The sequence below is a fragment of the Brevibacillus sp. HB1.2 genome (assembly GCF_013332495.1).
GTDB classification, from domain to species: domain Bacteria; phylum Bacillota; class Bacilli; order Brevibacillales; family Brevibacillaceae; genus Brevibacillus; species Brevibacillus porteri.
The window spans coordinates 221,757-246,718 of the sequence record NZ_JABMIU010000002.1 but is presented as its reverse complement, the minus strand read 5'-3'; the positions used below and the strand labels follow the sequence as shown (position 1 = coordinate 246,718).

The window sequence follows — 24,962 nt, the reverse complement described above, 5'->3', positions numbered from 1 at the left end:
TCTCTTGCATAACACATACGCAAAACCCGGCTCAGGATGAGTGAGTCGGGTTTTTTGTCAGCTGCTTTCCGCGCAGCAAGCTCTTCACATCGATTTCCGCAATCAGCACACTGATCAAAACGAGACCTGCGCCTATGTACCCGCGAACAGACAGTGTTTCGCCTGTAACCAAGAAGGCAAACAGGGCAGCGAAGACTGGCTCCAAGGAAAAAATAACACCCGTGTGCGTGGCGGTCGTATATTTTTGGGCCACCGTTTGAACGACAAAGCCAATTGCACTGCACAATACGCTAAGGGCGAGCACGGCGATCCAAGCCTCTGTCGTCTGCGGTAATGTGGGAGTCTCCAACGCAAAAGAAAAAACAATGCCCAACAGTGCCGTAAAACCAAGCTGATAAATCCCCAACTGGATCGTATCCGATTGATTGGCCCATCGGCCTGTTACGGTAATATGTGTAGCGTAAAAGAGAGCACCAGCGATGCACAGAAGATCTCCTTGGCTGATGCGAAATTCAGCGCTTAGTGTGAGCAGGCCGATACCGATCATGGCCAGTCCAGCGCCGACAAAGACTCTTTTTTCGGGACGGTTTCTCAAAAGAATAGATAAGAGCGGAACAAAGATAACGGTCAAGCTAACGAGAAAGCCTGCCTGGGAAGCTGTCGTTGATTTCACTCCGTTCGTGATGGTGGCAAAAACCCCGAAAAGGAGCGCACCGAGTACGAATGCATGGAGCAATGTTTTTCGATTCGTGCTACGCAAGCGTTTGTGGAACAAGGCAGCTGCGAGTATAAAAGCAATGCCAAAGCGGACACCGATCAGATTGAAAGTCTCCAAATCCTTCAATCCCATTTGCATAAACACATACGAGGTTCCCCAAAACAGGGTGACCAAAATCATAGCCAAATCGGCTTTCACTTGCGGTTTCATGATGGGATAAGCCTCCTTGCCCGGGAAAAAGCGGGTCCTAATCAGTGTTGCGCCATAAACAGTATACGAGTATCGTTTAAATAAGAAAAATGAATGTTTGTGATGATTTTCATGAATCGGATTCATGTAAAGGGGACGAAGAAGGGTGAGTTTGAACAAGTTTGAGGTAGTGATCACCGTTATTGAGTCGGGGAGCTTAACCAAAGCTGGCGAAATACTAGGTCTGACACAATCAGCGATCAGTCATGCGATTGCGAGTCTGGAGCGGGAATTTGGGTTTTCACTTTTGACCAGAGGACGGTCAGGTATTAGCCTCACGAGTAATGGGGAGCGACTGCTTCCCTACATACGCGAGACCTTGCGCTGTCATGAGCGGATGAAACAAGAGGTGTTTGCCATCAATGGGTTGGAGGTCGGGACGGTGAGAATTGGGACGTTTACGAGTGTATCTACGCAATGGCTTCCCGGTATTCTCAAGCGGTTTCAAGATCAATATCCGGCGATCGAGATTAAGCTGATGGAAGGGTATTACGATGGAATTGAGAGCTGGATTCAAACCGGAGAGATTGATTTCGGCTTCGTCTCCTTGCCGACAACAGAGGATTTGGAATGTATTCCTTTGAAAAAGGATCAGATGTATTTGCTGGTGACAGAGGAACACCCGCTCTACAAAGAGGAGCGGGTACATGTGAGCCGATTGGCCGAAGAGACATTTATCATGCCGAAGACGGGCTGTGACAATGATATACAGCGCTTGCTGGCCCAGTATCAGATCGAGCCGCGAATCAAATATGAAGTAGGAGATGATCATGCGATTATTGCCATGGTGCAAAATGGGCTCGGGATCAGTATCCTTCCGGAAATGATTTTATTCCGCTTGCCTGCAAATATCCGGATGATCCCGCTTGAAGGGGAGCATTACCGTTCGCTGGGGGTGGCAGCAACCTCTTTTTCCAAGCAGTCACCGGCTGCCAAACGCTTCTTGCAATTTGTTACCGAATGGGTAAACGAGCAGCAGGCGTAATTCAGACAGACAAATCGCTCCTGACTTCCTTCGCCAACGGTTGCTTTCGGATAAAGGGCAGGTACAACAAGAAAAACAACGCGAGAGCTACTCCTTCCAACGATACGATGTACCACGGATACGGGCCCAAAAAGTCGATCAGACTGGGATTGTCCGGTTTGCGCGAGACAAATAAGTAATTTCCGCCGGTCCAATGGTTGACGAAAAGTGCGACGAGTAAGAGCAGGTTTAAAAAGCCCATCGTTTTCCCAATCGAACGGACAGTCGGACGGTAGCCTTCTATCCACGTCATGTACAGGCAAGCAAGGACGATTCCCGCGTGGGCTACAAAAAAATGCACAAAGCGAAAATGCGGAAATGGATAAAACAACTCGGGGGTAAGCAGTGCCTGCATGGCTCCGCCAATTCCTGCAAAAAACGTAATCTCATACATCCCGTAACTTCTCGTCATCAGCATCATGGCAGAAAGGAGGAGGGTCACGCTACACAGCTGCAAGGGCAATGTGTAAGCAGCCGTCCAGCTCTCGGTATAAACATGCCAAAGCTGATAACAAACCTCTGACAAGAGCAAGACACCCGCAAGTACGTAACGTGTGGCGAGTCGATTTGTCGGGACTTGGAGCTTTTGCCGAAATAAATAGGTGAACACGACCAGACAAAGCACAAGAATCAAGGTGATAACGTGAGAAGTAGAAAACAGCCGAAACGGCTCCCCTGTCAGAAAAAGTGAAAAATAGGGTGAGGTCATAATGATCTCCTCTTTGTTTATTATTTTTTATATTTGAAAATTCACGAAATTTTAACAGATAGCTATTTGTCTGATATAAATCTTTGGTTATAATATAAATAGACTACGTTACATCATTGAGAGGAGTTATAGTCTTGAACTTAGTGCTCACGGAAAAACAATGCAAGTCTTGCCAGGTTCGCTTGACCGAGTATGAAATCGAGAACAATGGTGCGCTCTGCATGGAATGCTTCAAGGAAGAAAAAAGCGAGTAAAAGTAACAGCAAGGCATACGGCAACTGACTGTCTACTGCTATCTAATAATAGACCCTTTCAATCAGGCCCTCTCTTTCATAGAGAGGGTCTGATTTTTTTGCAGGCCTTATTCCGGGAGCGGAATGATGAGTTCCATTCTTCGGCTACCGTCTTTCATGCTAGTTTCAAACAAGATCAGTGTCAGTGTGCTGTTCGGCTCCGCTTTTTTCACTTTCAGTGTATGGGTAAAATCTCCCCAATCAGGAGCAGCGGTCGTAGCCTGCACGGAACCTTGCGTCAGCTCGTTATGCCCATCTTCTACGACGTAATTGAGTACTGCTTCGAACACACTCGCCTGTCCTTTGATTTCAAACGTGTCTTGGGCGGTTTTCTTCACAGTGACATTGCGGAAAATGTCATTGGCATAGACAGTCTCTTGTTGAGTTGGTTGTTCCGTTGGTGGCTTCTCAGGCGTTGTAGGTGGTTGCGAGGTTGCGGGTGGCTCAGAAGCAGGTGTCTCGGGCTCGGCTGCAACAGGTGGCTTCTGTTGTTCTGTTGGAGTGGAAGGGCTATCTGTGCCACTCGTGCATCCTTGCAGCAAGCCGATCGTCAACAGCAGCAAAAGCAGTTTTTTCATGGTATCCCTCGATTCTGTCTGGTATGAAATGGTACCTACAAATAGTAAGACGTAAAAACAAATAATAGTGTTTCAGGTGGATGAGTCTTCCTGCATCAAACTGTGGTAGAATGGAGAGGAAGTAGCAACCATTATTCCTAGAAGGCTGGTCTGATAAGAATGGAACAACAGACGTTTCGAGTGGAAAAAGACTTTCTTGGCGAGAAGCAAATTCCAGTAGATGCTTATTATGGCGTGCAAACGATGCGAGCAACGGAAAACTTCCCAATCACCGGGTATCGTCTTCATTTTTCCCTCATCAATGCAATGGCAATGGTAAAAAAAGCAGCTGCGATGGCCAATATGGAAGTTTCCAGATTGAATCCACGGTTAGGAAATGCAATTGTCGCTGCGGCGGAAGAAATCATGCAAGGAAAATGGCATGATCAATTTATCGTCGATCCGATCCAGGGCGGAGCAGGTACTTCGATCAATATGAATGCCAACGAAGTGATCGCGAACCGCGGTCTTGAAATGCTGGGTGAGAAAAAAGGAGATTATTTCCACCTCAGCCCAAATACACATGTCAACATGTCTCAGTCTACCAATGATGCTTTCCCGACAGCGATTCATATTTCAACACTTACTCTGTTGGAAAAGCTGCTCGTGACAATGGATAAGATGCATGATGCATTTGGCCAAAAAGCAAAAGAATTCGATGATGTCATAAAAATGGGTAGAACGCATTTGCAGGATGCGGTTCCGATTCGCTTGGGCCAAGAATTCGAAGCATACCGTCGAGTGCTTGAGCGCGACATCAAGCGTATCAAGCAATCTCGTCAGCATTTGTACGAAGTGAATATGGGAGCGACTGCGGTAGGAACGGGTTTGAATGCTGACCCTCGTTACATTACAACAGTAGTCAAGCATCTTGCCGATATCACAGGCTTCCCGCTGACGGGTGCGGAGCATCTCGTGGATGCTACACAAAACACAGATGCGTACACAGAAGTATCAGCAGCACTGAAAGTTTGCATGATGAATATGTCTAAAATCGCAAATGACTTACGTTTGATGGCATCAGGACCTCGAGCTGGACTGGGAGAAATCTCCTTGCCAGCACGTCAGCCAGGCTCCTCGATTATGCCAGGAAAAGTCAATCCTGTCATGGCAGAACTCATCAACCAAGTAGCGTTTCAGGTCATCGGAAATGACCATACGATTTGTTTGGCTTCCGAGGCAGGTCAGCTAGAACTGAACGTTATGGAGCCTGTGCTTGTCTTCAACTTGCTGCAATCGATCAGCATTATGGACAATGCATTCGATGTCTTTACGCGTCACTGCTTGGAAGGAATCGAAGCAAACCGCGAGCGCATGAAAGAATACGTCGAAAAAAGCGTAGGCGTTATCACTGCGGTGAATCCTCATCTCGGATATGAGACTGCTGCACGCATTGCCCGCGAAGCCATTTTGACAGGAAAGTCTGTACGTGAGCTGTGCTTGCAACACAATGTACTGACAGAAGAAGAGCTGGATCTGATTCTCGATCCATTTGAAATGACTCATCCAGGTATTGCTGGAGCATCCTTGCTGGATCGCGACTAAACCAAAAAACTCCCGCGCTTTGCACATGCGAAGCAGCGGGAGTTTTTGCTTGCAAAAGGAAGGGCTTGCACTACTTTTTCGGAAGCTGCTCCAAGCTCTTGAATTCATAGCCTTGCTTGCGTGCTTCATCGATCATCATCCCGAGTGCCTCTGCATTGTCTTTGGAGACAGAATGGAGCAGAATGACAGCGCCAGGATGCAATTGAGCCATCACGCTATCATAGGCATATTTTGCCCCTCGCTGGACTTTGGTATCCCAATCTTTATAGGCGACCGACCAAAAAACATTGGTATAGCCCATATCTTTGGTTACAGCAAGTGTGCGATCGCTGAAAATTCCTCTAGGAGGTCGTAAGTAACGCATGTTAGCTTGTCCGGTCACTTGCTGGACTGCATCCCTTACTTTCGTCAGTTCGTCTTTGATTTTCTGATTCGATACGGTTGTCATATCGGGATGGCTCCAGGAATGGTTGCCGATTAGATGTCCCTCTTGCGCCATTCGCTTTAACAACTCGGGCTGTTCCTTCACAAAGTGCCCTGTCACAAAGAAAATGGCAGGGACTTTTTTCGCGACAAGTGTATCTAAAATCTTTGGTGTAAAGCCGTTTTCATAACCGTTATCAAACGTCAAGTAAAGCTCTTTTTTCGTGGTATCCCCTAAAAAAACCGCACCGTGACGATCCACAATGCCTTTAAAGCCTTCCTCGTTAATAGAGGGTAACTGACCATTCTTGCTCTTTTTAAATCCAAAATGGTACGGGTGATCTGGTGAGGCCATAATCGAGTCAACTGGCAAGGCACTTGTAAGCAACAAGCTAATCCCGATCAACAAGCTTTTGATCCATCGTCTTTTCAATAAGGAGCTCTCCCTTCTGTAGCGAAGTCATGATGTATTTAAGGCGATTCCATCAAAAGTTTGTCCAGTCTACTTCCAAATATGTAAACGTACATCTGCAACAGTGGCTAGGTAGAAGGGCAAGTGAAGCGGTATTCCAAGTTGTGTAAAAATCTTCTCTGGATAGGGAGACAACTGTCCATACAAGAAAAAGGAACTCGTCATATAGTATCAAAGTCGACAGAAAACTGTTGGCAAATGCTACCAAGTAATCATCTATAGCCAGGAGGTGTGGTTAACATGGAAGAATGGTTGGAGCAATTACGTGATGCCATCGGTGAAGGTGCAGAAGAATTGGAAGTAAAAATCGAATACGAAGATGGTACCACGAAAAAATTGTACTTCGGCAGTAATGATGAAGAAGATGAAGACGAAGATGAAGAATCCGAAGACGAAGAATCCGAAGACGAAGAATCCGAAGACGAAGAATCCGAAGACGAGGAATCCGAAGACGAAGAATCCGAAGACGAGGAATCTGAAGACGAGGAATCCGATGACGAAGAAGAAGATGACGACGAAGATGACGACGACTAATCGTTTGTATTTGTTGAAAAAAGATACGCGTACATGCGTATCTTTTTTCTGTTGCATTCTGTAATATTAAACATATTTCATGATGAGGATGGAGCAGAAAATGAGCTTTCAAGTGAGTCATCAAACGATAAAAGAATGGTGCGGTCGCCTTTCCTATGAAAGAGGAAAGACGTTTTACCGTTCTGGGAACGTGCTTGTGGAGCATTTTCAACAGGAGCCTGCCTGGATCAAAACCACAGTGAACGCAGGAAAAAATAATTATCAGGTCACGATTGAACTGGACGAGTCTGGTATGGCAGCAGTGTGTAGTTGTCCTACTTTAGCGTCGTATGATCACTACTGCCAACATATCGCAGCTTCGTTGTTAACCATGCGTGATCTGCAAGTAGACGAGCATCCTGGCAGCTATTCCACTTCCTTTGCAACGAGACAAGCAGGCAGGACAACCCAGCCTGATTCCCAGCTAACAGAGGGACTGTTCGGCTTGTTCGTGGACCGGCCGATTCGGACAAGCCATAATCGCGTGTTGCTGGATTCACGAACAACGCTTGCCTTGGAAATCATATGTAAAATCATACCATACGGCTTTCGCAAGAGCATGATCGGAATAGAGCTGAAGCTAGGGCCAAAGAGGTTGTACATCGTAAAGGACATTCGCGCGTTTTTAGACCAGGTGGATAAGCAGCAAGTGTATCGTTTCTCTAGCCAATTTGCCTATGATCCGAATTTGCATCGCTTTTTGCCAGAGCATGAAGCCATTCTCCGTGAACTCCTGCAAATTTACCGCACGGAAAAAATATATCGAGAGACAGCAAGCTACCATTATCAGGAACAGAAGCATGTGGGTGGGGAACGGGTTCTTCTTGTGCCACCCTTTACCTGGGAGCGAATATTTGCTTTGCTACTTACCGCACCGACTGTTCACATTCAGCATCATGACCAAATGTATCCAACGTTTGCATGTATAGATGAGCCGCCGCCACTCCACTTCGAATTCGACCAGACCAAAACCGATCAATATCAGCTGGAAGTCCAAGGATTCAAGCAAATCACTGTCTTGGAAGCTTACGGATTGTTGCTCGTAGATGGCATATGGCACAGACTACCAAAGGAACAATGCCACAGTTTGGCTGAGCTGAAGTACCTGCTAGAATCTCATAGCAGTGAGCGAATTCACATTCCCGCGGAAAAAATCGAGCCATTCATGGTGCAGGTTGTCCCGGCCTTGATGAAACTGGGGAACGTGCAAATTGCAAAGGCCGTCTCGGAACGAGTCGTGCAATTCCAGTTAAAAGCCAAGCTGTATTTGGACAGGGTAAGAGACCGGCTGCTGGCGGGACTTGAGTTTCAATATGGCGATATCGTCATCAATCCGCTGGAAGGGAATGAAGGAGGAGGGCAACGTGGCAGTGAGCTGATTTTGATGCGTGATGGGGAGAAGGAGCGGCAGATTTTAGGGCTGATGGAGGAAAGTGCCTTTACCCGCACGGAAGGCGGGTATTTTCTAGATGACGAGGAAGCTGAGTACGACTTCCTTTACCACGTCGTCCCTAAGCTGGAAAAACTGTTAAAGGTATACGCAACAACTTCCGTAAAAATCAGGATTCAGCCTCTCCACCTACCACCAAAAGTAAAAGTGGATGTTGATGAGCGAACAAATTGGCTGGATTTTCGCTTTGATATGGATGGGATACCCGAGTCCGAGATCCGAAGTGTTATCCAATCGGTAGAAGAAAAGCGCAGATATCATCGGCTGTCGAATGGAGCACTTCTGCCACTTGAGACAAAGGAATTTGAGCAAATCAATCGTTTCCTGGACGAGATGGGCATGCAATATGCTGAGCAAATGGGGAGTGGTTTTCAACTGCCTGCTTTTCGGGGACTGCGCTTGCTTGATATACCCATGCAGGGACAGTCTGTTCAGCTAGGCAAATCATTGCGCCAGTTTTTGGAGAATATGCGTAACCCTGATAATCTGGACTTTCCAGTACCCGAATCATTGCAGGCGACACTTCGAGATTATCAGAAGTTTGGCTATCAATGGATGAGAACATTGGCACACTACGGCTTTGGGGGAATTCTCGCAGACGATATGGGACTGGGGAAGACGTTGCAAAGTATTACCTTTCTTCTCTCTGTCCTGCCCGAAATCCGAGAACAAAAGCTCCCGGCGATTATCGTGGCTCCTGCCTCTCTTTTATACAATTGGCACAATGAAATTAAAAAGTTCGCGCCAAATATCCGTAGCGTTATTGTGGATGGAACGAAGGAAGAGCGGAATCAAATCGTAAACGAGCTGTCAGAAATCGATGTGCTCATTACTTCGTATCCGCTCTTGCGTCGTGATCATGCCCAGTTCGAGGAGTATTCCTTCCACACCTTGATCTTGGATGAAGCGCAAACCTTCAAAAACTATGTGACCCAAACAGCTCAGACAGTCAAACGATTGAAAGCTAAGCATCGCTTTGCTCTTACGGGAACACCTGTGGAAAACAGGATAGAGGAGCTGTGGTCCATCTACGATGCTGTTTTCCCTGAGCTTTTTCCGGCAAGAAAGGAATTCCTCGACTTGCCGCGAGATACGATTGCGAAGCGGACGCGCCCATTTTTACTACGCAGGCTTAAGACTGAGGTACTGAAGGAATTGCCGGCCAAAATTGAAACACTGCAAAGCGCAAGGCTGTTGCCAGAACAGAAAAAGCTGTATGTCGCCTATTTGGCGCAGCTCCAACAGGAAACAGTGAAGCATCTGTACAATAAAGGCTTTCAAAAAAATCGGATCAAAATTCTCGCTGGCTTGACGAGACTGCGTCAGATATGTTGTCATCCGGCGCTGTTCGTCAAAGAGTATGACGGCGGGTCAGCCAAGCTCGAACAGCTATTCGAGATCATCGGTGAATGCAAAAACGCTGGGAAGCGCGTTTTGCTCTTTTCTCAATTTACGGAGATGCTAGGGATAATCGGACGCGAGCTGGGGTATCACGGTGTCCCGTTTTTCTATCTGGACGGACAGACACCAGTGGCAGAGAGACTAGATTTGTGCAACCGATTTAACGAGGGCGAGCGAGATCTGTTTCTCATGTCATTGAAAGCTGGGGGAACAGGATTGAATGTGACGGGTGCGGACACCGTAATCTTGTATGATCTGTGGTGGAATCCCGCTGTGGAACAACAGGCAGCTGATCGTGCCCATCGTATCGGACAAAAGAACGTCGTTCAAGTGATCAGGCTTGTTGCAGAGGGGACGGTCGAAGAGAAGATGTACGAGCTGCAACAAAAAAAGAAAAACTTGATCGAGGAAATCATTACACCGGGGCACGAGGCTATCTCTTCTTTAACCGAGCAAGAAATACGCGAATTGCTGATGATTTAACATGAACAGCTTGACTGTCGCTACCATGCGAGGGGTCAAGCTGTTTTTGCGAGACTTTATCCCTGTGCGAATAACGAATTGGCAGACTCCCAATGATATTTGTCCGGTTCGAGATAAGAATATAGCGAATAGCTTATGGAGAAGGACGAAGGCATCACCACAGTAGTGTGGGGGGAATGGAATGGAACAATATGTGATTAAGCCATGGGATACCCGAGAAGGGAATGTGGAAACGCCGGCTAACTGGGATTTGACAGTGCCACCGGAAGTAGACGCGATCGCAGAAGAAGTGGTCAAAGAGTATGACATGTCGGTGAAGAGTCGTACGCTCATTACTTCCAAGCCAGACAAAGGCGGGGCTATTTGGCGCATTGAAACAGATAAAGGTCCGCGCAGCCTAAAGGTACTGCACCGTACGCCTGAACGCAGTCTCTATAGTGTGGCTTTCCAAGAATACGTCGTCAAACAGGGGGCAAGGGTACCAGCACTGATTCCTGCCCGAAATGGCAGTCTATTTGTGGAAAAAGGCGGGAAACTCTGGATTGTTACCGATTGGATTGCTTTGCAACCGGCAACAAAAGTAGATTTGGTAGGCGCGCAAGAACTTTGCTACGGTCTTGGTGAATTCCATCGTCATTCGAAAGGCTATATTCCGCCCGCAGGAGCCAAAAACTCTTCCCGTTTATATCGTTGGCCCAATCATTATCAAAAGATTGCCAAAAAAATCGGGTGGATGCGGGAAGTAGCAAAAGCCTACAGTGAAACACCAACAAGTAAATCCATTTTGGCCGTCGTTGATCACTATGAACAGCAAGCATGGGCAGCCTTAGAGAAACTAAAAACATCTTCCTATCCGAAAATGATCAAAATGGGAGAGGCGCACTGGGGATTGGTGCACCAAGATTACGGCTGGTCAAATGGTCAAAATGGTCCGGGAGGGCTTTGGGTCATCGACCTGGATGGCGTGTCGTACGATTTGCCATTTCGGGATTTGCGCAAGCTCATCACCAGTACGATGGATGATATGGGCGTCTGGGATGTTACCTGGATGCGCGGCATGATCGAAGCCTATCATAAGGCGAATCCACTGGATCGCGAATCGTTTGAAGTGCTCTTAAATGATATGGCAGTGCCAAACGAATTTTATAAGCACCTCAAAGAGATGTTTTATGATCCCGCAATCTTTCTGTCGACGGAAGCGGAAGGCATTTTGCAGCGAGTGTTGACGGGGGATAAAACGAAAGATGCGGCATTGGCAGAACTTGCAAAAGATATCAGCAAATACGAACCGGGCAACTATGACCAAATAACGGAAGTAGTTGAACCGCAAAGGCTGGCGTCAGGTATCAAGGACTTCATACCTGTTGCGGTATCCACTCCACCGACAGAGTCTTTGGTCGAGGTGCCGAAAGACGAAAAGTCCAAGAGCAAGGTGTCTAAGGTGAAGGTATCCAAAGACAAAGAGTCCAAAGTCAAGCAGCCTGCAAGCGACAAAACGCCAGTTATACGGGAAGAAAGCCAGCAAGAAGGGGCAGAGGCAGAACAAAGCACTACTCGCAGAACTCGAATCTCATTTTCGGGAAATGTTCCTTTTACGCCATCAGCGCCACTCGCTACAAGCGAAGCACGAAACCTCGTTCGTCGAAACAAAAAGCGGGGAATGAGCTCAGCTGTCTCAAAAAGCAGCAGCAATAAGTCAAGCAAGCCTCAAAGAAGAGTAAAGGTCTCTATCAATGTAAAAGCCAAATCACCACAAGCAAAACCCGCAAGTCAAACAGGGAAAAGCAAAAAAGGAACTGTGTGGACATCTAAACAGCAGTCCCGGACCGTCACTTCCAACAAGAGCAAGAAAGTTGCCAAGACGGCGAAACCAAGCCGTAAATTCATCAACAATCAGATGAAGAAACAGCGTCATAAATCAAAGAAGACGAGAGGCAACTAATGTAAGAAGTCGGAACGGGAAAGGAGAATACGGATGAAAGTTATCATGGTCTGTACAGAGAAATTGCCAGTCCCTCCTATACGAGGGGGAGCGATTCAGACTTATATTGCAGGGATTGCAGATATTCTAGGGAGGCATCACGAGCTGACTATCCTGGGAACGTCGGATCCCACGCTACCGATGGATGAAAAAGTTCGCAATGCACGTTATGTGCGGGTAAATGGTCAAGGGGTGTTCGAGATTTATGCACGCGAAGTAGCCGCTTTCCTAAGTGCGAACAACTATGATGTTATCCATGTTTTTAACCGACCGCGGATGGTTCCCATCATTCGTGAAGTATGCCCGAACGCACGTATCATTTTAAGTATGCACAATGATATGTTTGATCCGGTAAAAATAGGGCAGGCAGAAGCTGCTAGAGCCGTTGCTGAAACAGAACGCATCATCACCATCAGCGATTATGTCGGCCGGGTCATTTCATCGCTATATCCTGAAGCCACAAACAAGCTTCGTACAATTTATTCAGGTGTGAACTTGGAAACATTTGTTCCGGTGGAAGGATCCAATACGGCGCAAAAGATTCGTCAGGAACTGCGGTCGACGCACAATCTTGGCAACAAACAAGTGATATTGTTTGTAGGACGATTGACGCCGAAAAAAGGGGCCGACATTCTGGTTCGCGCGATGAATGAACTCCGCTCCTACCATTCCAACATCGCTCTCGTCTTAGTTGGAGGGTCCTGGTACGGTGAAAATAAAATCAGTGACTATGCAGCATATGTACGATCATTGGCGAATCGTTCGCCTGTTCCGGTAATTACAACGGGATTTGTTCCGGCAGATCAGATTCACCACTGGTTCTGGGCGGGGGACGTTTTTGTCTGTCCTTCGCAATGGGAGGAACCACTGGCACGTGTCCATTATGAAGCGATGGCTGCCGGTCTGCCTTTTGTCACGACAAAACGGGGTGGAAATGCTGAGGTGATCATCGGAGGCAATGGACTGTTGGTCGAGCAGCCGGAGGACCCTCAAGCGTTTGCTGTACAGCTGAAACAACTATTGTCCAGCCGCGATCTCCAACGTCAAATGGGGAGAAGTGGACGCCAGCTTGCCGAACAAAGATTTACATGGGATCGAGTTGCGAGAGATGTGCTAGATGTATGGAATAACATGGGTAGGTAAAACCAAAAAGTGAATGCTATCAGCCCACTTCCCTAAAGAGAGATCGGAGAAGTGGGCGTTTATTCATACCTTCGGGACGAAAGAGACTTGCAATGTCCTTCTAGAGTGGACAGGCCTGTCTGAACAAAAGGGCTCGTCCCACATGCCTATTGTACGAAATGGGGGAAGATGGGGGGAATCTACTACGCACAGACTCCCCGCATCTTCAGGTAATCCTGAAGCTCCTTAGAATATCAGCTTGTTCAATTAGGTTCTGCATTTGGAATAATCGCGACGATGTGGGTGATAGGAATAAGAATAGAGGCTCCGTTTGTACGTGAGGAGGGTAAGGTCTGTAATTCAATGATTCCTTCGTCCACTCTAAGAAGCTTGCCGACTCGGTAAGAACGACTCTCAGGTCCCCAATCCGTCGTCAGTAAGATCTCCACAAGTTGATCGTTTCTCATGCATTTGCTGAGTTCTTGACGAAGCCCTTCAATACATACTTGATCAGCCGATTCTTCCGTTTCGACATCTACCTTCACTAATGGTGCAGGGATGACGATTGGCTTCGGTGCTTCTACTTGTACAACAGGTGCCTCTACTTGTACAACAGGTACCTCTACTTGTACAACAGGTGCCTCTACTTTTACAACAGGTGGCTCTACATGTACAACAGGTGGCTCTACATGTACAACAGGCGCTTCTACATGTACAACAGGAGCGTCTACTTGTACAACAGGTGCTTCTACTTGTGGAATGGGGGTGGTCACATTCACTTGAGGTGCGCGAACGTGGATACGGGCAAAACGGCGTAGTTGCCTGAGCAGACTATTGGATTTGCGTTTGGTAGATCGCTTCTTGCAGGGGCAGCAGCGGGTTTGCTTTGCTTTTAGTTTCTTCTTTCTCAATGCTTTCAAAGGCAACACCCTCCTTACTATGCATGAAATATCATATTCAGTAGGGTGGCGACCGCATTGGACTAACACCTGATTTGACAAAATCAGGCAGGAAAACATTAGCAAAATTAGATGATTTTTTTAAAAAAATAGGAAAATCGTGTATACTTATCAGGTAATCTCAAAAAGAAAGATGGAGGTTTCTCATGAATCGTACGCCGATTGCCCCCATGGGAGTGGGGAAGCTGTTGGACAAGAGCTTTTCTGTGTATCGCCAGCATTTTGGAGCATTCTTTTTGTTGGCTTTAATTTGGTTCGGTCCATTGTTACTCCTGCAGCAACTGCTTTTGGTTGATCTGACCAGAGTGCCTTTGCTCGCACAAGATACAGAAGGTATGGATTTTGCAGAATCGTTAGGCGCAAGATTTGCCGGACAAGAAGAATTTATGACACAAAGCCTTCCGATGCTGCTCATATTCATATTCCTTGTCGCACCAATCCTTTTGATCATCGCCTATCCGCAAATGATTTCCGGTTCGATTTTACTGACGAAGGCTGCTCTCGAGGGTGAGACCTTGAGCCTAAAAGATGCCTTAAAGGGGGCACTTCGTCGATTTTGGCCGCTCGCGGGCAGTACTTTCCTATATGGAGTAATCGCGTTTGCAGTGTCGACAGCATTTGTCATCGTATATGGATTGATTTTCGTTATGATCGCCTTCGCCGGTGGGATGACATTAGAAACCATGTTTGATCCGTCAGATGAAGGCAGCATTGTGCTTATGATCGTTTTAGTTTTATTTGGCTATTTATTCTTAATTGCTGGGATGATGCTCGTACCAGGCTATTTCTTAATTCGTTGGGGTTTTTATATGCCGCTCGTTCTGTTCGAACGCGATGGAGTCGGAATCGGCCAGAGCTGGAATATGACAAAAGGAAACTTTTGGCGTTTATTCGGTCTTTTTGTTGTTCTCAGTGTGATCTACTCGATGTTCTCTAGCGGCATGCAATTAGTACTCACTGGCGTCTTAGGTACATCTATCCTCGCGCAAATTATTCTGGTTGCACTTACCTGCCTCTTGACCCCTTGGATGGCCATTGTTTACGCGTTGGCTTACTTTGATCTGCGCGTGAGAAAAGAAGGGACAGATTTACAAGAGCTAGTTAGCCGTCAGCTTGCCACATCTGCACCAGTAGAACCAGCAACGCCTACCCCTGCACAAGAGCCGGGAGTTACTCATGATTAGCACGAGTCCTTGGGTAGATGACAAGGAGCATTTACAAGAGATTCTAGCCAGAGACGAGTTCAATTTGCCCCAAGGCAGTGGCGAGAACTGGATTCAAAGAGCGATGGAGTTTGTGATCGAGTTGCTCGCCGATCTTTTTCAGTGGACTCATATTCCAACTGGTGCTGCTAATACCGTATCTACACTCGTGCTCATTATGGCAGTACTGGGACTGGTCGGCATCATTTACTGGTTGTTCCGCAGAATGATTTGGGTGCAGAAGAAGCATCAACCGCTGTTTATGGACGGTGAAAAAATACGTTCTCATGCAGACTATTTGCGTGATGCGAAAGAAAAAGCAGCGCGAGGAGAATGGCGGGAAGGAGAACGCTCGTTGTTTTTGGCGTTGTTGGTTTATATGCAAATGAAGTCATGGGTTCGTGTGGAGAAATGGAAAACGAATTGGGAATACGCAGAAGAAATTGAGGCAAATCAACCGAGCTTACGCGATGTGTTCGGCAGCTTCGCACGAGAATTCGACGCTGTTTGGTACGGGCAAGCACTTGTTGATGAAGGGTCGTTTTGGCAACGTGTAAACGAACTGGAAGGCATCTGGCGCGAGGAGGGACAGCATGGATAGTTTGCGCACCTATCGTGTCGGAATAGTTGTGGCTACCTTGTTGCTCGTCATCGTGGGCTGGTTGATCGTCAAGCCTACAACTGAGCCTCTCCCACCGTATTTGGCTTCATCTGCACAGCCGAGCGGACTCAAGGCTGTGCTCGTACTCCTGGAGGAAAAAGGCAAGCAGGTAAAGGAATGGCGGCAGCCTATGCGTTTTTTACCAACAGCAACTGGGCAGGCCATGCTCGTAGTAGAACCAGAAAAACTGATGCCAGAGGAACAGATAGACATTCTGGATTGGGTCAGTGAAGGCAATGACCTGATTCTCTTTCAGTCGAGACCAGAGTGGGAAGACCTTCCCTTTTATACGGAGTACATCCGGGAAAAAGAAAATCAGGAGCGAAACATTCAGGGACCTCTCGTCCAGGGCAGGTTCATGGGCAAAGCAGAGACCTCATTTCGATTTTTAGAAGATGAGGACATGGAGCCACTTCTCTACGACGATCAGGGGATACTCGGAGGAAGAACAGAAGTAGGAGATGGCAGTGTCACGTTTTTTCTCGTACCGGAATGGCTAACCAATCAAAAAATTGATCGACTGTCCCACTTTGAAGCGATCTGGCCGTATGTACAAGGAGACTGGTCCGTCCTGTGGGTAGACGAATACCATCACGGCTTGCAGGAAAAACCAGGTTTTCTGGCGATCTATCCGGGCTGGCTCATAGCTGCCTGCATTCAACTCGGTATCCTGCTTTTGCTGTATGTGTGGTGGAGAGGAAAACGTTTCGGACCGGTCTATACGCTTAGGGAATGGACGGTGCGCCGTGGTGATGAGACGTTGCTCGCCGTGTCTAGCTGGTATGAGCGAAGAGGGCTGGCACAGGATGCGTTGCGCCATCGAGAAGCGTACATGCGACAGCTGTTGTACGATCGGTGGGGAGTGCACCAACGAGCTGATCGTGTGGAAATCATGCGATATGCCAAAACAAGATGGACAAATCAAGAGGTAGAGAAATTCGCTCATCTGCTAGAACGACTGGAACAGGCAAAAAACGAAGGGCGATACTCGCCGAAGAGCTTGCTTGCAGACAGTCTTTTGTTGGATGAGATTACGAAGCGTCTGGAGAAGGAGTGACAACTACTGTGGAGCAATTGTTGCAACAAATGGAAAAAGAGCTGGTTGGTCAGCGGCAAAATGTTCGGTTACTGCTAACAGCTTTGGTTGCCGGTGGACACGTTTTGCTAGAAGGTGTACCTGGTATCGGAAAGACGAAAATGGTAAGGACCTTATCGGAATTGATGGGGGGCGTGAGCAAGCGCGTCCAGTTCACGCCTGACATGATGCCATCGGACATTATTGGTCATGTGGTGTTCAATATGCAGCAGAACCAGTTTGAGACAATCAAAGGTCCTGTTTTCGCTAACTTATTGCTGGCGGACGAGATCAACCGGACTCCCCCGAAAACCCAAGCCGCCCTTTTAGAAGCAATGGAGGAAGGGCAAGTGACGATTCATGGTGTCACCTATCCTTTGCCAGATCCGTTTTTTGTCGTCGCCACGCAAAACCCGGTGGAGTACGAAGGGACGTATGTGTTGCCGGAGGCTCAACTTGATCGCTTTTTGTTCAAGCTAACAATGTCGTATCCTTCTCATGAAAATGAAAAGCAAATCCTCGCCAAACATATTCCCAATAAGCGCAGCCACGAGCGTAATCAAGAGCCGCTCTTTACATGGGAGGCGATTTTGGAGAAGCGACGCCAATTAGAAGAAGTGGTTGTGGATGATTCGATTCTGGAGTACATAACGACACTGATTCGCAATACACGCGAAACGAAGCGATTACTCTTAGGTGCCAGCTCTCGTGCCGGAATCGCCGTGTTGATGGCGAGTAAAGCCTGGGCACTTTTGGACAATCGCAAGTTTGTGACGCCTGATGACGTGAAGATGGTGGCCCGCCCTGCATTGCGGCACCGACTCATTCTGTCACCGCAGGTAGAATTGGAGGGGGGTACCAGTGACCACATCATCGAAGAGACGCTGGCGGCTATTCCAGTTCCTCGCTGATTTTTTGGCAGACCGTTTTGTCTTGCCATCCAAGCGGCTGCTTGTGGCAGTTTTGCTAGGCACACCCATCGCGATCGTCGGATTTCTACTGGAGATTGGCTATTCGACATTCTTTTTGTACAACGGTTTACTCCTGATCGCTAGCATCTTGGATTGGGTTACCATCCCCAAGCGCCGAGACTTGTCGATCCAGCGAATTTTGCCTGAGCAGACGGATATCGGACAATCGTTTTCGATCGAGCTTGAACTGGCGAACAGAAGCGGGCAATCTGTTGCGTACTCTATCGTAGATGATCTTCCGCTGTCATTTGATGAAGCCGGACCGATCACAGGTGTGATGGAGCGCCCCTTAACCAACCTAAGTTTTGAAACAAGAGGAAAAGAACGCGGAGAGTACGTGTTCCGCTGGCTTTACATGCGGTGGCATGGCAAGCTCGGCTTGTGGTATCGCCAAAGCCGCTTTGCGTGTGAACAAACAATCAAGGTATATCCTGACCTTTCAGCCGTTCGTGGCTATTTGGCTTCGTTGCAGGAGAGCTTGATCGTCGACGGGAAAAAAATTATGCGCAGGGCGAAAGCGGGTACGGAATTCCATGCGATCCGCGATTACGTCCCTGACGATGATCCTCGGATGATTAACTGGTCTGCATCAGCACGCTCCCGACGTCTGATGACGAACCAATATCGCCCAGAGCATGGCAAAGTGATTACCATTTTGATCGATTGCGGCAGGTTGATGGGCGTCGAGCTGGATAACCAGACGAGACTGGATCGATCGCTGGAGTCTGCTCTCACGTTAGCGGCAGTGGCATTGCGTCAAGGAGATCAGGTAGCGTTACTAGCCTATTCGCATGAGATCAAGACGTACATACCTCCAGGCAGAGGGCTGCGCCACTTGCACACCCTTTTGGAGGCAACCTACAACCTGACGAGTGATTTTGTAGAGGCTGATCCGGCGAAGGCGCTTGAATTTTTGAATCGCCAGCAGAAGAGAAGGAGCTTGGTGGTACTTTTTTCAGATATGGAAAATTACCTTGTCGAAGATCAGTTGAGCCATTATTTGTGGCGGATGCGCCGTTCGCATTTGATCTTGCTGCTGTCTTTGGCAGATCCGCTTCTGCATGAATGGAGTCATATAGCCACGAGCAACAGCAGCTTGGCGTTTACGAAGGCGGTAGCTCAGCGGTTCCAGCTCGATCGCAGGGCGTTTCAACAAAAAATGATCGGCGCGGGTATCCAGGTACTGGACGTTCCGGCCGATCAATTGACGCTGACTGTTATCAATACTTATTTGGACATCAAATCAAGAGAAGCTTTGTGAGAATCGGGTCTGTATCCGAGGAGGTACCAGGCAATTAGCAAAAGCAATGTGCCGACAGCTACGATGTACTTGGCTTCGAGTGAGAGGCTCGATGGAGTGATGTAGCCCTCGATGATTCCCGCGATGAACAAGAGTGGGATAGTAGCCAATAGCAGATGCGCAGATTCTTTTGCCGCCTCCAAAAATTGATGTTTTCGAGCGTAGCGGCCGGGCACAAGCAGGCGGTACCCCATATGAAGACCTGCTCCGCCAGCAATGAAAATGGCAGTCAGCTCGATCACGCCGTGTGGCAAAATGTAGGCCCAAAACGCATAGCTGCTATCTGCCTGATAGTAGACGGCTGCCAAAGCGCCAACCAGAAGGCCATTGAACAAGAGAAGGTAGATGGGGACGATTCCGAATGTAATTCCACTGACAAAGGCCAGCATGGCAACTTTGATGTTGTTGGTCATAATCATCGTGGAGATGACCGGACTGTCAAGAGAGTCGTGCCCTTCTCCCAGCCTGGATGGATCGATCTGCTCAGCCATCCCTTGAGGCAATACATAATACAGGTTGAGTGGATCGACCATAACAGCAGCAAAGCCAGAAATACCACCAATGATGAATAGAAGCGCTGCCACACCAATGAAGCTCATTCGCTTATGTACGAGACCCATCAGGTAGCTGCCAAAGAAATGCTTGAGCTGCTGCCAGCTGCCTATTCGCTGCTTGTAAGCCAAATTATGTGCACGTAAAACGAGTTGATTTAAGTAGAGCGTGATCTCGTCTGCAGGATGGTAGGAGCGCACATAGGCCAAATGAGCAGATGTTTTCTTATATAGTTGTGTCAGGCGATCAATATCGGTAGCACTGATGTGCCGAGGTTGTCGGGTAAAACGCTCCACTAATTGTTCCAGTTCGGCCCAAGAGGCTTTATGCTTGTGCCAAAACGAGGTAATATCCATGTATAATGCCTCCTTACATTAACGCGTGTTTCAAAACTAGAAAAAACCTCAAAGTTTCGAGGGGGGGAAGAAAACCATCATGAATGAACCGACATACGTCAGTGGGTCAAATCGAGAAGCTTCTGTCGTGACACCCGAGCATGTTATGCTGCGATTTCAGACGGCAGGTCTAGGCAGCCGCGCCACTGCGATGCTGATAGATACAGGAATCTTGCTCCTGGTTAATCTTACTGTATTTATTTTGTTTGGTATAGTTTTATTTGGAAATGAAGATGATTTTTTCCTGGATTCTGGCAACTACGCGTTGGCCATCGTCCTCCTGGTTATCTTCGTAGTGAATTTTGGTTACTTTTGGTTACAGGAAGCACTCTGGGGCGGACAGACCGTTGGCAAAAGGCTGGTCGGAATCCGGGTCATCCGTGAAAACGGACAGCCTGCGACGTTTGTTTCCTCGACGATCCGGAATCTGTTTCGCATCATTGACGCAATGCCAACTGGTTATTTTCTCGGGGCGCTCGTATGCTTTTTCCACCCCCGTGATAAGCGAATTGGCGATATGGTAGCGGGCACAATTGTCGTGGTAGAGTCAGGACAGCGATCGACTCTTTTTCAGAAAAAGAAAGACAAACAGCCAAACGGCTTTGATTTGAATCATGCGCTACTCGTGCTTGAAGAGCGCCAAAAACAGGCGATCACCCGAGAGGATTGGCAGTTGCTTTCCTCCTTCATTAGCAGATCATCCTCTTTATCTCAAGCGAAAAAATATGAACTCGGGAATCAAATTGCCAGCATCATGCGCAAAAAATTAGAGCTTGTTGACGAACAGACCACCAAGGAAGACCCGATCCTGTTTTTGCAAAGACTGCACAATCAGCTGCAAAGCGAATTTCAACTCAGAAAATAAAGCGAGATACCGCCAAATAAATGGCGGTATTTTCTTTTCTCGACTTATTTATCCATTATTCAGCAAAATGCTGATTCAAAAACTTTCTGTGTTATAATGAAACCTCACTCTATGTCACAGAAAGGAGGAGGGAGCCGATGGACGACAAATACATGGGAACGTCATCGACTTCGTCACCCACACTGCCACTCCCGGCAAACGGGAAGCAAAAAGGAAGACGCAGAAGAGGCAGCCTTTTTCAGGCATTGATTCCCTCCCAGACAGAAGGTAAGCGTCCTTTACTACCGATCGTTTTGGCCGTTCTGGTCTGGGTAGGACTCGCCTACGCTGGATATGCCTTTGCTGTTTATACGTTGGACAAGCAACAGCAATTTGTGAACCAACGAATTGATCAAATTCAAGAAGATAACCAAAAGCAGATGAAGGCATTGGGAGATCAATTGACTCTGGTGCAGGAAGAAATGCAAAATGTCCAGAAGGGTCTGGGAAATCTGGAAGAAGATTTGGCATTGACGGGTGAAACCATTGGTGGCACGAACAAGACCAAAGAAGCTCTGCAGGATCGGGTTGACCAGCTCAACAAACAGCTGGTTGATTTGAAAGCATCTCTGAAAAAATTGGAGGATGCAGCCCGTGCTTGGTAAGATCAACCGTTTCTTTCTCTTTCTGTTGGCGCCTGCTCTCGGTTTTCTGGTCGCTTTTGCGCTGGACAATCCAGTGGACAAGCTCCAGACGGAAGGCCTAAAGCTTCCTTCTGCCGTAGCGAAGAGCCAAGCAGATGAGCTGGGAGAACGGCTCAACGACACCAAGGTGCAGCTTCGGAATGTAGAAGTCGTCATCGAAGACATCCAGGATCGCTCGAAAAAGGAACAGAAAGAATACGAGCAACAAAACAAGAACATCAGCAGCGCGCTTGAAGCGAGCAAATCCCAGACGCAAAAATCTGTGGATGTATTGGACACGATTTTGTCCAACATGCTTGGCAAGCCGATCGGTCAACACTTCGGGAAAAACTCGACAGTAAAAGTCTATTCCCTGCAAGAAGGCGGATACCGCGGTTATATGGCCAAAGTTCGCCTCAATGATCCGAAAGCGTTGAAAATGGTGCTGGCCAACAACTCCGTGAAAAGTAAGGGAGAAACGACGAGTCAAGCTGGTAAACGTACAGGAGCCATTCTTGCGATCAATGCAGGCGGCTTTATGGCGGACAAGCAGGGCAATCTGACTCCGTTAGGTATTACTGTTGTTGACGGCAAGATTCGAACCTTTTCCAATAATGCGAAGCTGAGCTTTGTCGGCTTTAACAACAAAGGTCATCTGGTCGGAACAAGCATCAAGACGCAGGCGCAAATTACGCAACAAGGGATATTGCAGGGAGCGAGCTTTTTGCCGCGTCTCTTGCAGGACGGAAAGCGAATGCCTATCCCTCGTGAATGGGCGAATGCGCGTCAACCGCGAACACTGATCGGCCATTTCGACAACGGCGATTTGCTGCTGATTGTCATTGATGGAAGACGAGATGGCTGGAGTAATGGTGTTACGCTGGAGGAAGCGCAAAAAAAACTGCAAGAGTGGCATGTCGTGGATGCATATAACCTCGACGGCGGTGGCTCCAGTGCGTTTTATTACAATGGCAAGCTGCTGAACAAGCCTTCTGGCGGCAAAGAACGACGCGTGGTGAGCAATTTGGTCATCATGCCATAAGCAAAAATCGCAACACTCTTCTGTGAAGACGACAAGTCTTGCTGCAGAAGAGTGTTTTTTTCTGTAGAGAAAAGTTTGCCTAGGCAACTGTGAATGTGGGTTGACCTTAAAAAATGCTGAAAATTATAATAATAGGTAGAATTAATGAAATGGAATAGGAGGGATCGCATGAAAAAAGGGATGTTGGTTGCTCTCTCGATTGTTTCCGTGCTTTCGTTTCCTCATTTTGCTGTAGGAAAAGTCCCAGGTGTGCCAGCAGGTGTGCAAGGAGCTACAAAAGGAATTGTCGCGGTCTCTCATCCAGCAGCGGCGCAGGTCGGTAGAGATATCTTGGCAAAGGGCGGCAATGCGATTGACGCTGCGGCTGGGATCCAATTTGCTCTGAATGTGGCAGAACCGTATATGTCCGGTATCGGCGGTGGTGGTTTCATGATGATTTATGTGAAGGATCAGAACAAAGTGACGGTGATAGATAGTCGGGAAGTGGCGCCTGCCAAGGTGACTCCCACTATGTTTTTGCAGGCAGATGGTAAGCCGATCCCCTTTGAGGAGAGACATACGAGCGGTCAGGCCGTAGGTGTCCCAGGGACATTGCTGGGTGTAGAGCAGGCGCTGGAATCGTATGGGACATGGGGCTTGGGAAAAGTGATAGAACCGTCGATTGAATTGGCGGAAAAAGGAGTTCGCATCAACTGGGTGTCCGCTCAATTTATTGCCAATTCCATGGAAAAGCTGAAAAAGCACGGTACTGCTGCACAGGTGTTTGCGCCAAACGGAGTTCCACTCAAAGAAGGCGAGATGCTGGTTCAGCCCCAATTGGCGAAAACGTTGAAGATCATCCGCGACAAAGGCTCGGATGCCTTGTATGAAGGGGAAATTGGCAAGGCCCTCGTCGAGGAGGTACAAAGAACAGGTGGCACCATGACACTCGATGATTTGCAGGCGTATCAAGTGAAAGAGCGTGAACCAGTCCGGGGCATGTATCGCGGATATGAAGTGATTTCGATGGCACCACCCAGCTCTGGCGGCTTGACACTCATTCAGATTTTGAAGCTGATGGAAGGCTACGATAACAAAAAGGACGGAATCGGGTCGGTGGCCTATTTGCATCATCTGATCGAAGCCAACCACCTCGCCTACGCAGATCGGGCGGCTTATATGGCGGACGAGGACGTTTATCCGGTACCGAAAAAGGGGCTGATTGCAGACGAATACATCAAGGAACGACGTCAGCTCATTCATGAAGAAACCGGGAATGCCAATATTGTGGCAGGAGATCCTTGGAAGTACGATCCTGGCAAAAAGCCAGAGGTGTCAATGAAACTGAGAGATCAATCTCCGGTCAAGCAGACCACGCACTTCTCTGTGATGGACAAATGGGGGAATATCGTTGCGTATACGACCACCATTGAAGATATTTTTGGCAGCGGTGTGATGGTTCCTGGTTATGGATTCATGCTCAATAATGAGCTTACGGATTTTGACGCGATTCCTGGCGGTGTCAATCAGGTCGAGCCTGGCAAGCGCCCACGTTCGAGCATGACACCAACTATGGTGCTAAAAGACGGGAAGCCTTTTTTAGCAATTGGCTCGCCTGGTGGCTCCACGATTATCGCCTCCGTATCGCAGACGATTCTCAATGTGATCGATCATGGAATGGAAATTGAGGATGCGATCCGTGCACCACGCATTTTTTCTAGCAGCTATCCGAATGTGACGTGGGAAGCGGGCATTGACCAAGATGTCATCCTGCAATTGATGGCAAAAGGTCACGTCTTTGCTGAGGAACCGTCGAACATTGGCAACGTCCAAGCGATTGTGTACGATTTTGAAACAGGAAAAATGTACGGCGGAGCCGATAACACACGCGAGGGTACTGTACTCGGGGTCGATGCCATTGCGTATACGGCTGCTCAGCCAATCCAATTACCAATAGAAAAAGAAGGCCCCTTTGATTTACGAGTAAACGGCAATGTCTACCCATATACAGCAGAGCAAAAAGTGATGATAAATGGAGTAGCGTATGTTCACGCCAAAAAGTTGCTGTTAGGGTTGGGACAAAAAGTGACGTCCTTCCAGTCTGATGTGGTCATGGTGCAGGGAATTCCTTACTTGCCTGTCAAAAAAGTTGGCGAGAAGCTGGGCTATACGGTCATGTGGAAGGAAGGAGAGCGGTCCATCGAGTTGAATAGCAAAAAGTAGGCTGATCAAGGAAAGG

The 24,962-nt window shown here is 47.8% G+C and carries 21 protein-coding genes; 15 read left to right on the top strand and 6 right to left on the bottom strand.

Going from position 1 to position 24,962, the window contains the following annotated elements:
- Nucleotides 1-31 precede the first annotated feature (31 nt).
- Nucleotides 32-928, bottom strand: a complete 897-nt coding sequence (locus HPY28_RS06035; RefSeq protein WP_017249432.1) for a DMT family transporter — start codon at nucleotides 926-928, stop codon at nucleotides 32-34.
- A 145-nt stretch (nucleotides 929-1,073) separates the two neighbouring features.
- On the opposite strand from HPY28_RS06035, the gene HPY28_RS06030 reads away from it, so the two are divergent.
- Complete coding sequence (locus HPY28_RS06030) at nucleotides 1,074-1,952, top strand: LysR family transcriptional regulator (RefSeq protein WP_173622122.1); 879 nt, start codon at nucleotides 1,074-1,076, stop codon at nucleotides 1,950-1,952.
- A 1-nt stretch (nucleotide 1,953) separates the two neighbouring features.
- Here HPY28_RS06030 and HPY28_RS06025 read toward each other — a convergent pair whose 3' ends face one another.
- Nucleotides 1,954-2,700, bottom strand: a complete 747-nt coding sequence (locus tag HPY28_RS06025; RefSeq protein ID WP_174224315.1) for a YwaF family protein — start codon at nucleotides 2,698-2,700, stop codon at nucleotides 1,954-1,956.
- Between the two features lie 361 nt (nucleotides 2,701-3,061).
- Nucleotides 3,062-3,571, bottom strand: coding sequence for a Gmad2 immunoglobulin-like domain-containing protein (locus HPY28_RS06020; RefSeq protein ID WP_174230237.1), 510 nt, complete (start codon nucleotides 3,569-3,571; stop codon nucleotides 3,062-3,064).
- 159 nt (nucleotides 3,572-3,730) lie between these two features.
- On the opposite strand from HPY28_RS06020, the gene aspA reads away from it, so the two are divergent.
- Nucleotides 3,731-5,155: an aspartate ammonia-lyase gene (aspA, locus tag HPY28_RS06015; RefSeq protein ID WP_017249427.1), complete on the top strand. Its 1,425-nt coding sequence runs from the start codon at nucleotides 3,731-3,733 to the stop codon at nucleotides 5,153-5,155.
- 70 nt (nucleotides 5,156-5,225) lie between these two features.
- On the opposite strand, the gene pdaA is transcribed toward aspA, so the two are convergent.
- Nucleotides 5,226-6,011 carry a delta-lactam-biosynthetic de-N-acetylase gene (gene pdaA / locus HPY28_RS06010; protein ID WP_173622121.1) on the bottom strand — a complete coding sequence of 262 codons (786 nt, stop codon included), beginning with the start codon at nucleotides 6,009-6,011 and terminating at the stop codon, nucleotides 5,226-5,228.
- A 279-nt stretch (nucleotides 6,012-6,290) separates the two neighbouring features.
- Here pdaA and HPY28_RS06005 point away from each other — a divergent pair, with 279 nt between their 5' ends.
- The 4 genes from HPY28_RS06005 to HPY28_RS05990 all read left to right on the top strand — a co-directional run bounded on the left by HPY28_RS06005 (nucleotide 6,291) and on the right by HPY28_RS05990 (nucleotide 13,081).
- The gene (locus HPY28_RS06005) at nucleotides 6,291-6,584 is read left to right on the top strand and encodes a DNA primase (RefSeq protein WP_174230236.1); all 294 of its coding nucleotides are present in this window, start codon (nucleotides 6,291-6,293) and stop codon (nucleotides 6,582-6,584) included.
- Between the two features lie 100 nt (nucleotides 6,585-6,684).
- The gene (locus HPY28_RS06000) at nucleotides 6,685-9,957 is read left to right on the top strand and encodes a DEAD/DEAH box helicase (RefSeq protein ID WP_017249424.1); all 3,273 of its coding nucleotides are present in this window, start codon (nucleotides 6,685-6,687) and stop codon (nucleotides 9,955-9,957) included.
- 181 nt (nucleotides 9,958-10,138) lie between these two features.
- Nucleotides 10,139-11,899 (top strand): CotS family spore coat protein, encoded by a 1,761-nt coding sequence (locus HPY28_RS05995; RefSeq protein WP_174230235.1) that lies wholly within the window; start codon nucleotides 10,139-10,141, stop codon nucleotides 11,897-11,899.
- 33 nt (nucleotides 11,900-11,932) lie between these two features.
- Nucleotides 11,933-13,081 (top strand): glycosyltransferase family 4 protein, encoded by a 1,149-nt coding sequence (locus HPY28_RS05990; protein ID WP_017249422.1) that lies wholly within the window; start codon nucleotides 11,933-11,935, stop codon nucleotides 13,079-13,081.
- Nucleotides 13,082-13,323: 242 nt separating this feature from the next.
- On the opposite strand, the gene HPY28_RS05985 is transcribed toward HPY28_RS05990, so the two are convergent.
- Nucleotides 13,324-13,989 carry a hypothetical protein gene (locus tag HPY28_RS05985; RefSeq protein ID WP_100169698.1) on the bottom strand — a complete coding sequence of 222 codons (666 nt, stop codon included), beginning with the start codon at nucleotides 13,987-13,989 and terminating at the stop codon, nucleotides 13,324-13,326.
- Between the two features lie 176 nt (nucleotides 13,990-14,165).
- On the opposite strand from HPY28_RS05985, the gene HPY28_RS05980 reads away from it, so the two are divergent.
- The 5 genes from HPY28_RS05980 to HPY28_RS05960 are packed head-to-tail and all read left to right on the top strand — an operon-like array spanning nucleotide 14,166 to nucleotide 19,189.
- Nucleotides 14,166-15,203 (top strand): DUF7847 domain-containing protein, encoded by a 1,038-nt coding sequence (locus tag HPY28_RS05980; RefSeq protein WP_173622118.1) that lies wholly within the window; start codon nucleotides 14,166-14,168, stop codon nucleotides 15,201-15,203.
- Complete coding sequence (locus tag HPY28_RS05975; protein WP_017249419.1) at nucleotides 15,196-15,822, top strand: DUF4129 domain-containing protein; 627 nt, start codon at nucleotides 15,196-15,198, stop codon at nucleotides 15,820-15,822. Before HPY28_RS05980 ends, HPY28_RS05975 begins: the two co-directional genes overlap by 8 nt.
- Nucleotides 15,815-16,939: a DUF4350 domain-containing protein gene (locus HPY28_RS05970; RefSeq protein WP_017249418.1), complete on the top strand. Its 1,125-nt coding sequence runs from the start codon at nucleotides 15,815-15,817 to the stop codon at nucleotides 16,937-16,939. The genes HPY28_RS05975 and HPY28_RS05970 overlap by 8 nt, the downstream gene beginning before the upstream one ends.
- Before the next feature lie 8 nt (nucleotides 16,940-16,947).
- The gene (locus tag HPY28_RS05965; RefSeq protein WP_017249417.1) at nucleotides 16,948-17,868 is read left to right on the top strand and encodes an AAA family ATPase; all 921 of its coding nucleotides are present in this window, start codon (nucleotides 16,948-16,950) and stop codon (nucleotides 17,866-17,868) included.
- Nucleotides 17,819-19,189: a DUF58 domain-containing protein gene (locus tag HPY28_RS05960; RefSeq protein WP_017249416.1), complete on the top strand. Its 1,371-nt coding sequence runs from the start codon at nucleotides 17,819-17,821 to the stop codon at nucleotides 19,187-19,189. Before HPY28_RS05965 ends, HPY28_RS05960 begins: the two co-directional genes overlap by 50 nt.
- Here HPY28_RS05960 and HPY28_RS05955 read toward each other — a convergent pair.
- A complete protein-coding gene (locus tag HPY28_RS05955) occupies nucleotides 19,156-20,136 on the bottom strand; it encodes a stage II sporulation protein M (protein ID WP_017249415.1) in 981 nt (326 codons plus the stop codon). The two genes, HPY28_RS05960 and HPY28_RS05955, sit on opposite strands and share 34 nt — an antisense overlap.
- 79 nt (nucleotides 20,137-20,215) lie before the next feature.
- On the opposite strand from HPY28_RS05955, the gene HPY28_RS05950 reads away from it, so the two are divergent.
- From HPY28_RS05950 to ggt, 4 genes are all read left to right on the top strand, one after another.
- Nucleotides 20,216-21,040, top strand: coding sequence for an RDD family protein (locus HPY28_RS05950; RefSeq protein ID WP_017249414.1), 825 nt, complete (start codon nucleotides 20,216-20,218; stop codon nucleotides 21,038-21,040).
- 137 nt (nucleotides 21,041-21,177) lie between these two features.
- Complete coding sequence (locus HPY28_RS05945; RefSeq protein WP_017249413.1) at nucleotides 21,178-21,684, top strand: coiled-coil domain-containing protein; 507 nt, start codon at nucleotides 21,178-21,180, stop codon at nucleotides 21,682-21,684.
- Nucleotides 21,665-22,744 carry a phosphodiester glycosidase family protein gene (locus tag HPY28_RS05940; RefSeq protein WP_174230234.1) on the top strand — a complete coding sequence of 360 codons (1,080 nt, stop codon included), beginning with the start codon at nucleotides 21,665-21,667 and terminating at the stop codon, nucleotides 22,742-22,744. The genes HPY28_RS05945 and HPY28_RS05940 overlap by 20 nt, the downstream gene beginning before the upstream one ends.
- Nucleotides 22,745-22,912: 168 nt before the next feature.
- The gene (gene ggt, locus HPY28_RS05935; RefSeq protein WP_174230233.1) at nucleotides 22,913-24,946 is read left to right on the top strand and encodes a gamma-glutamyltransferase; all 2,034 of its coding nucleotides are present in this window, start codon (nucleotides 22,913-22,915) and stop codon (nucleotides 24,944-24,946) included.
- Nucleotides 24,947-24,962 lie beyond the last annotated feature (16 nt).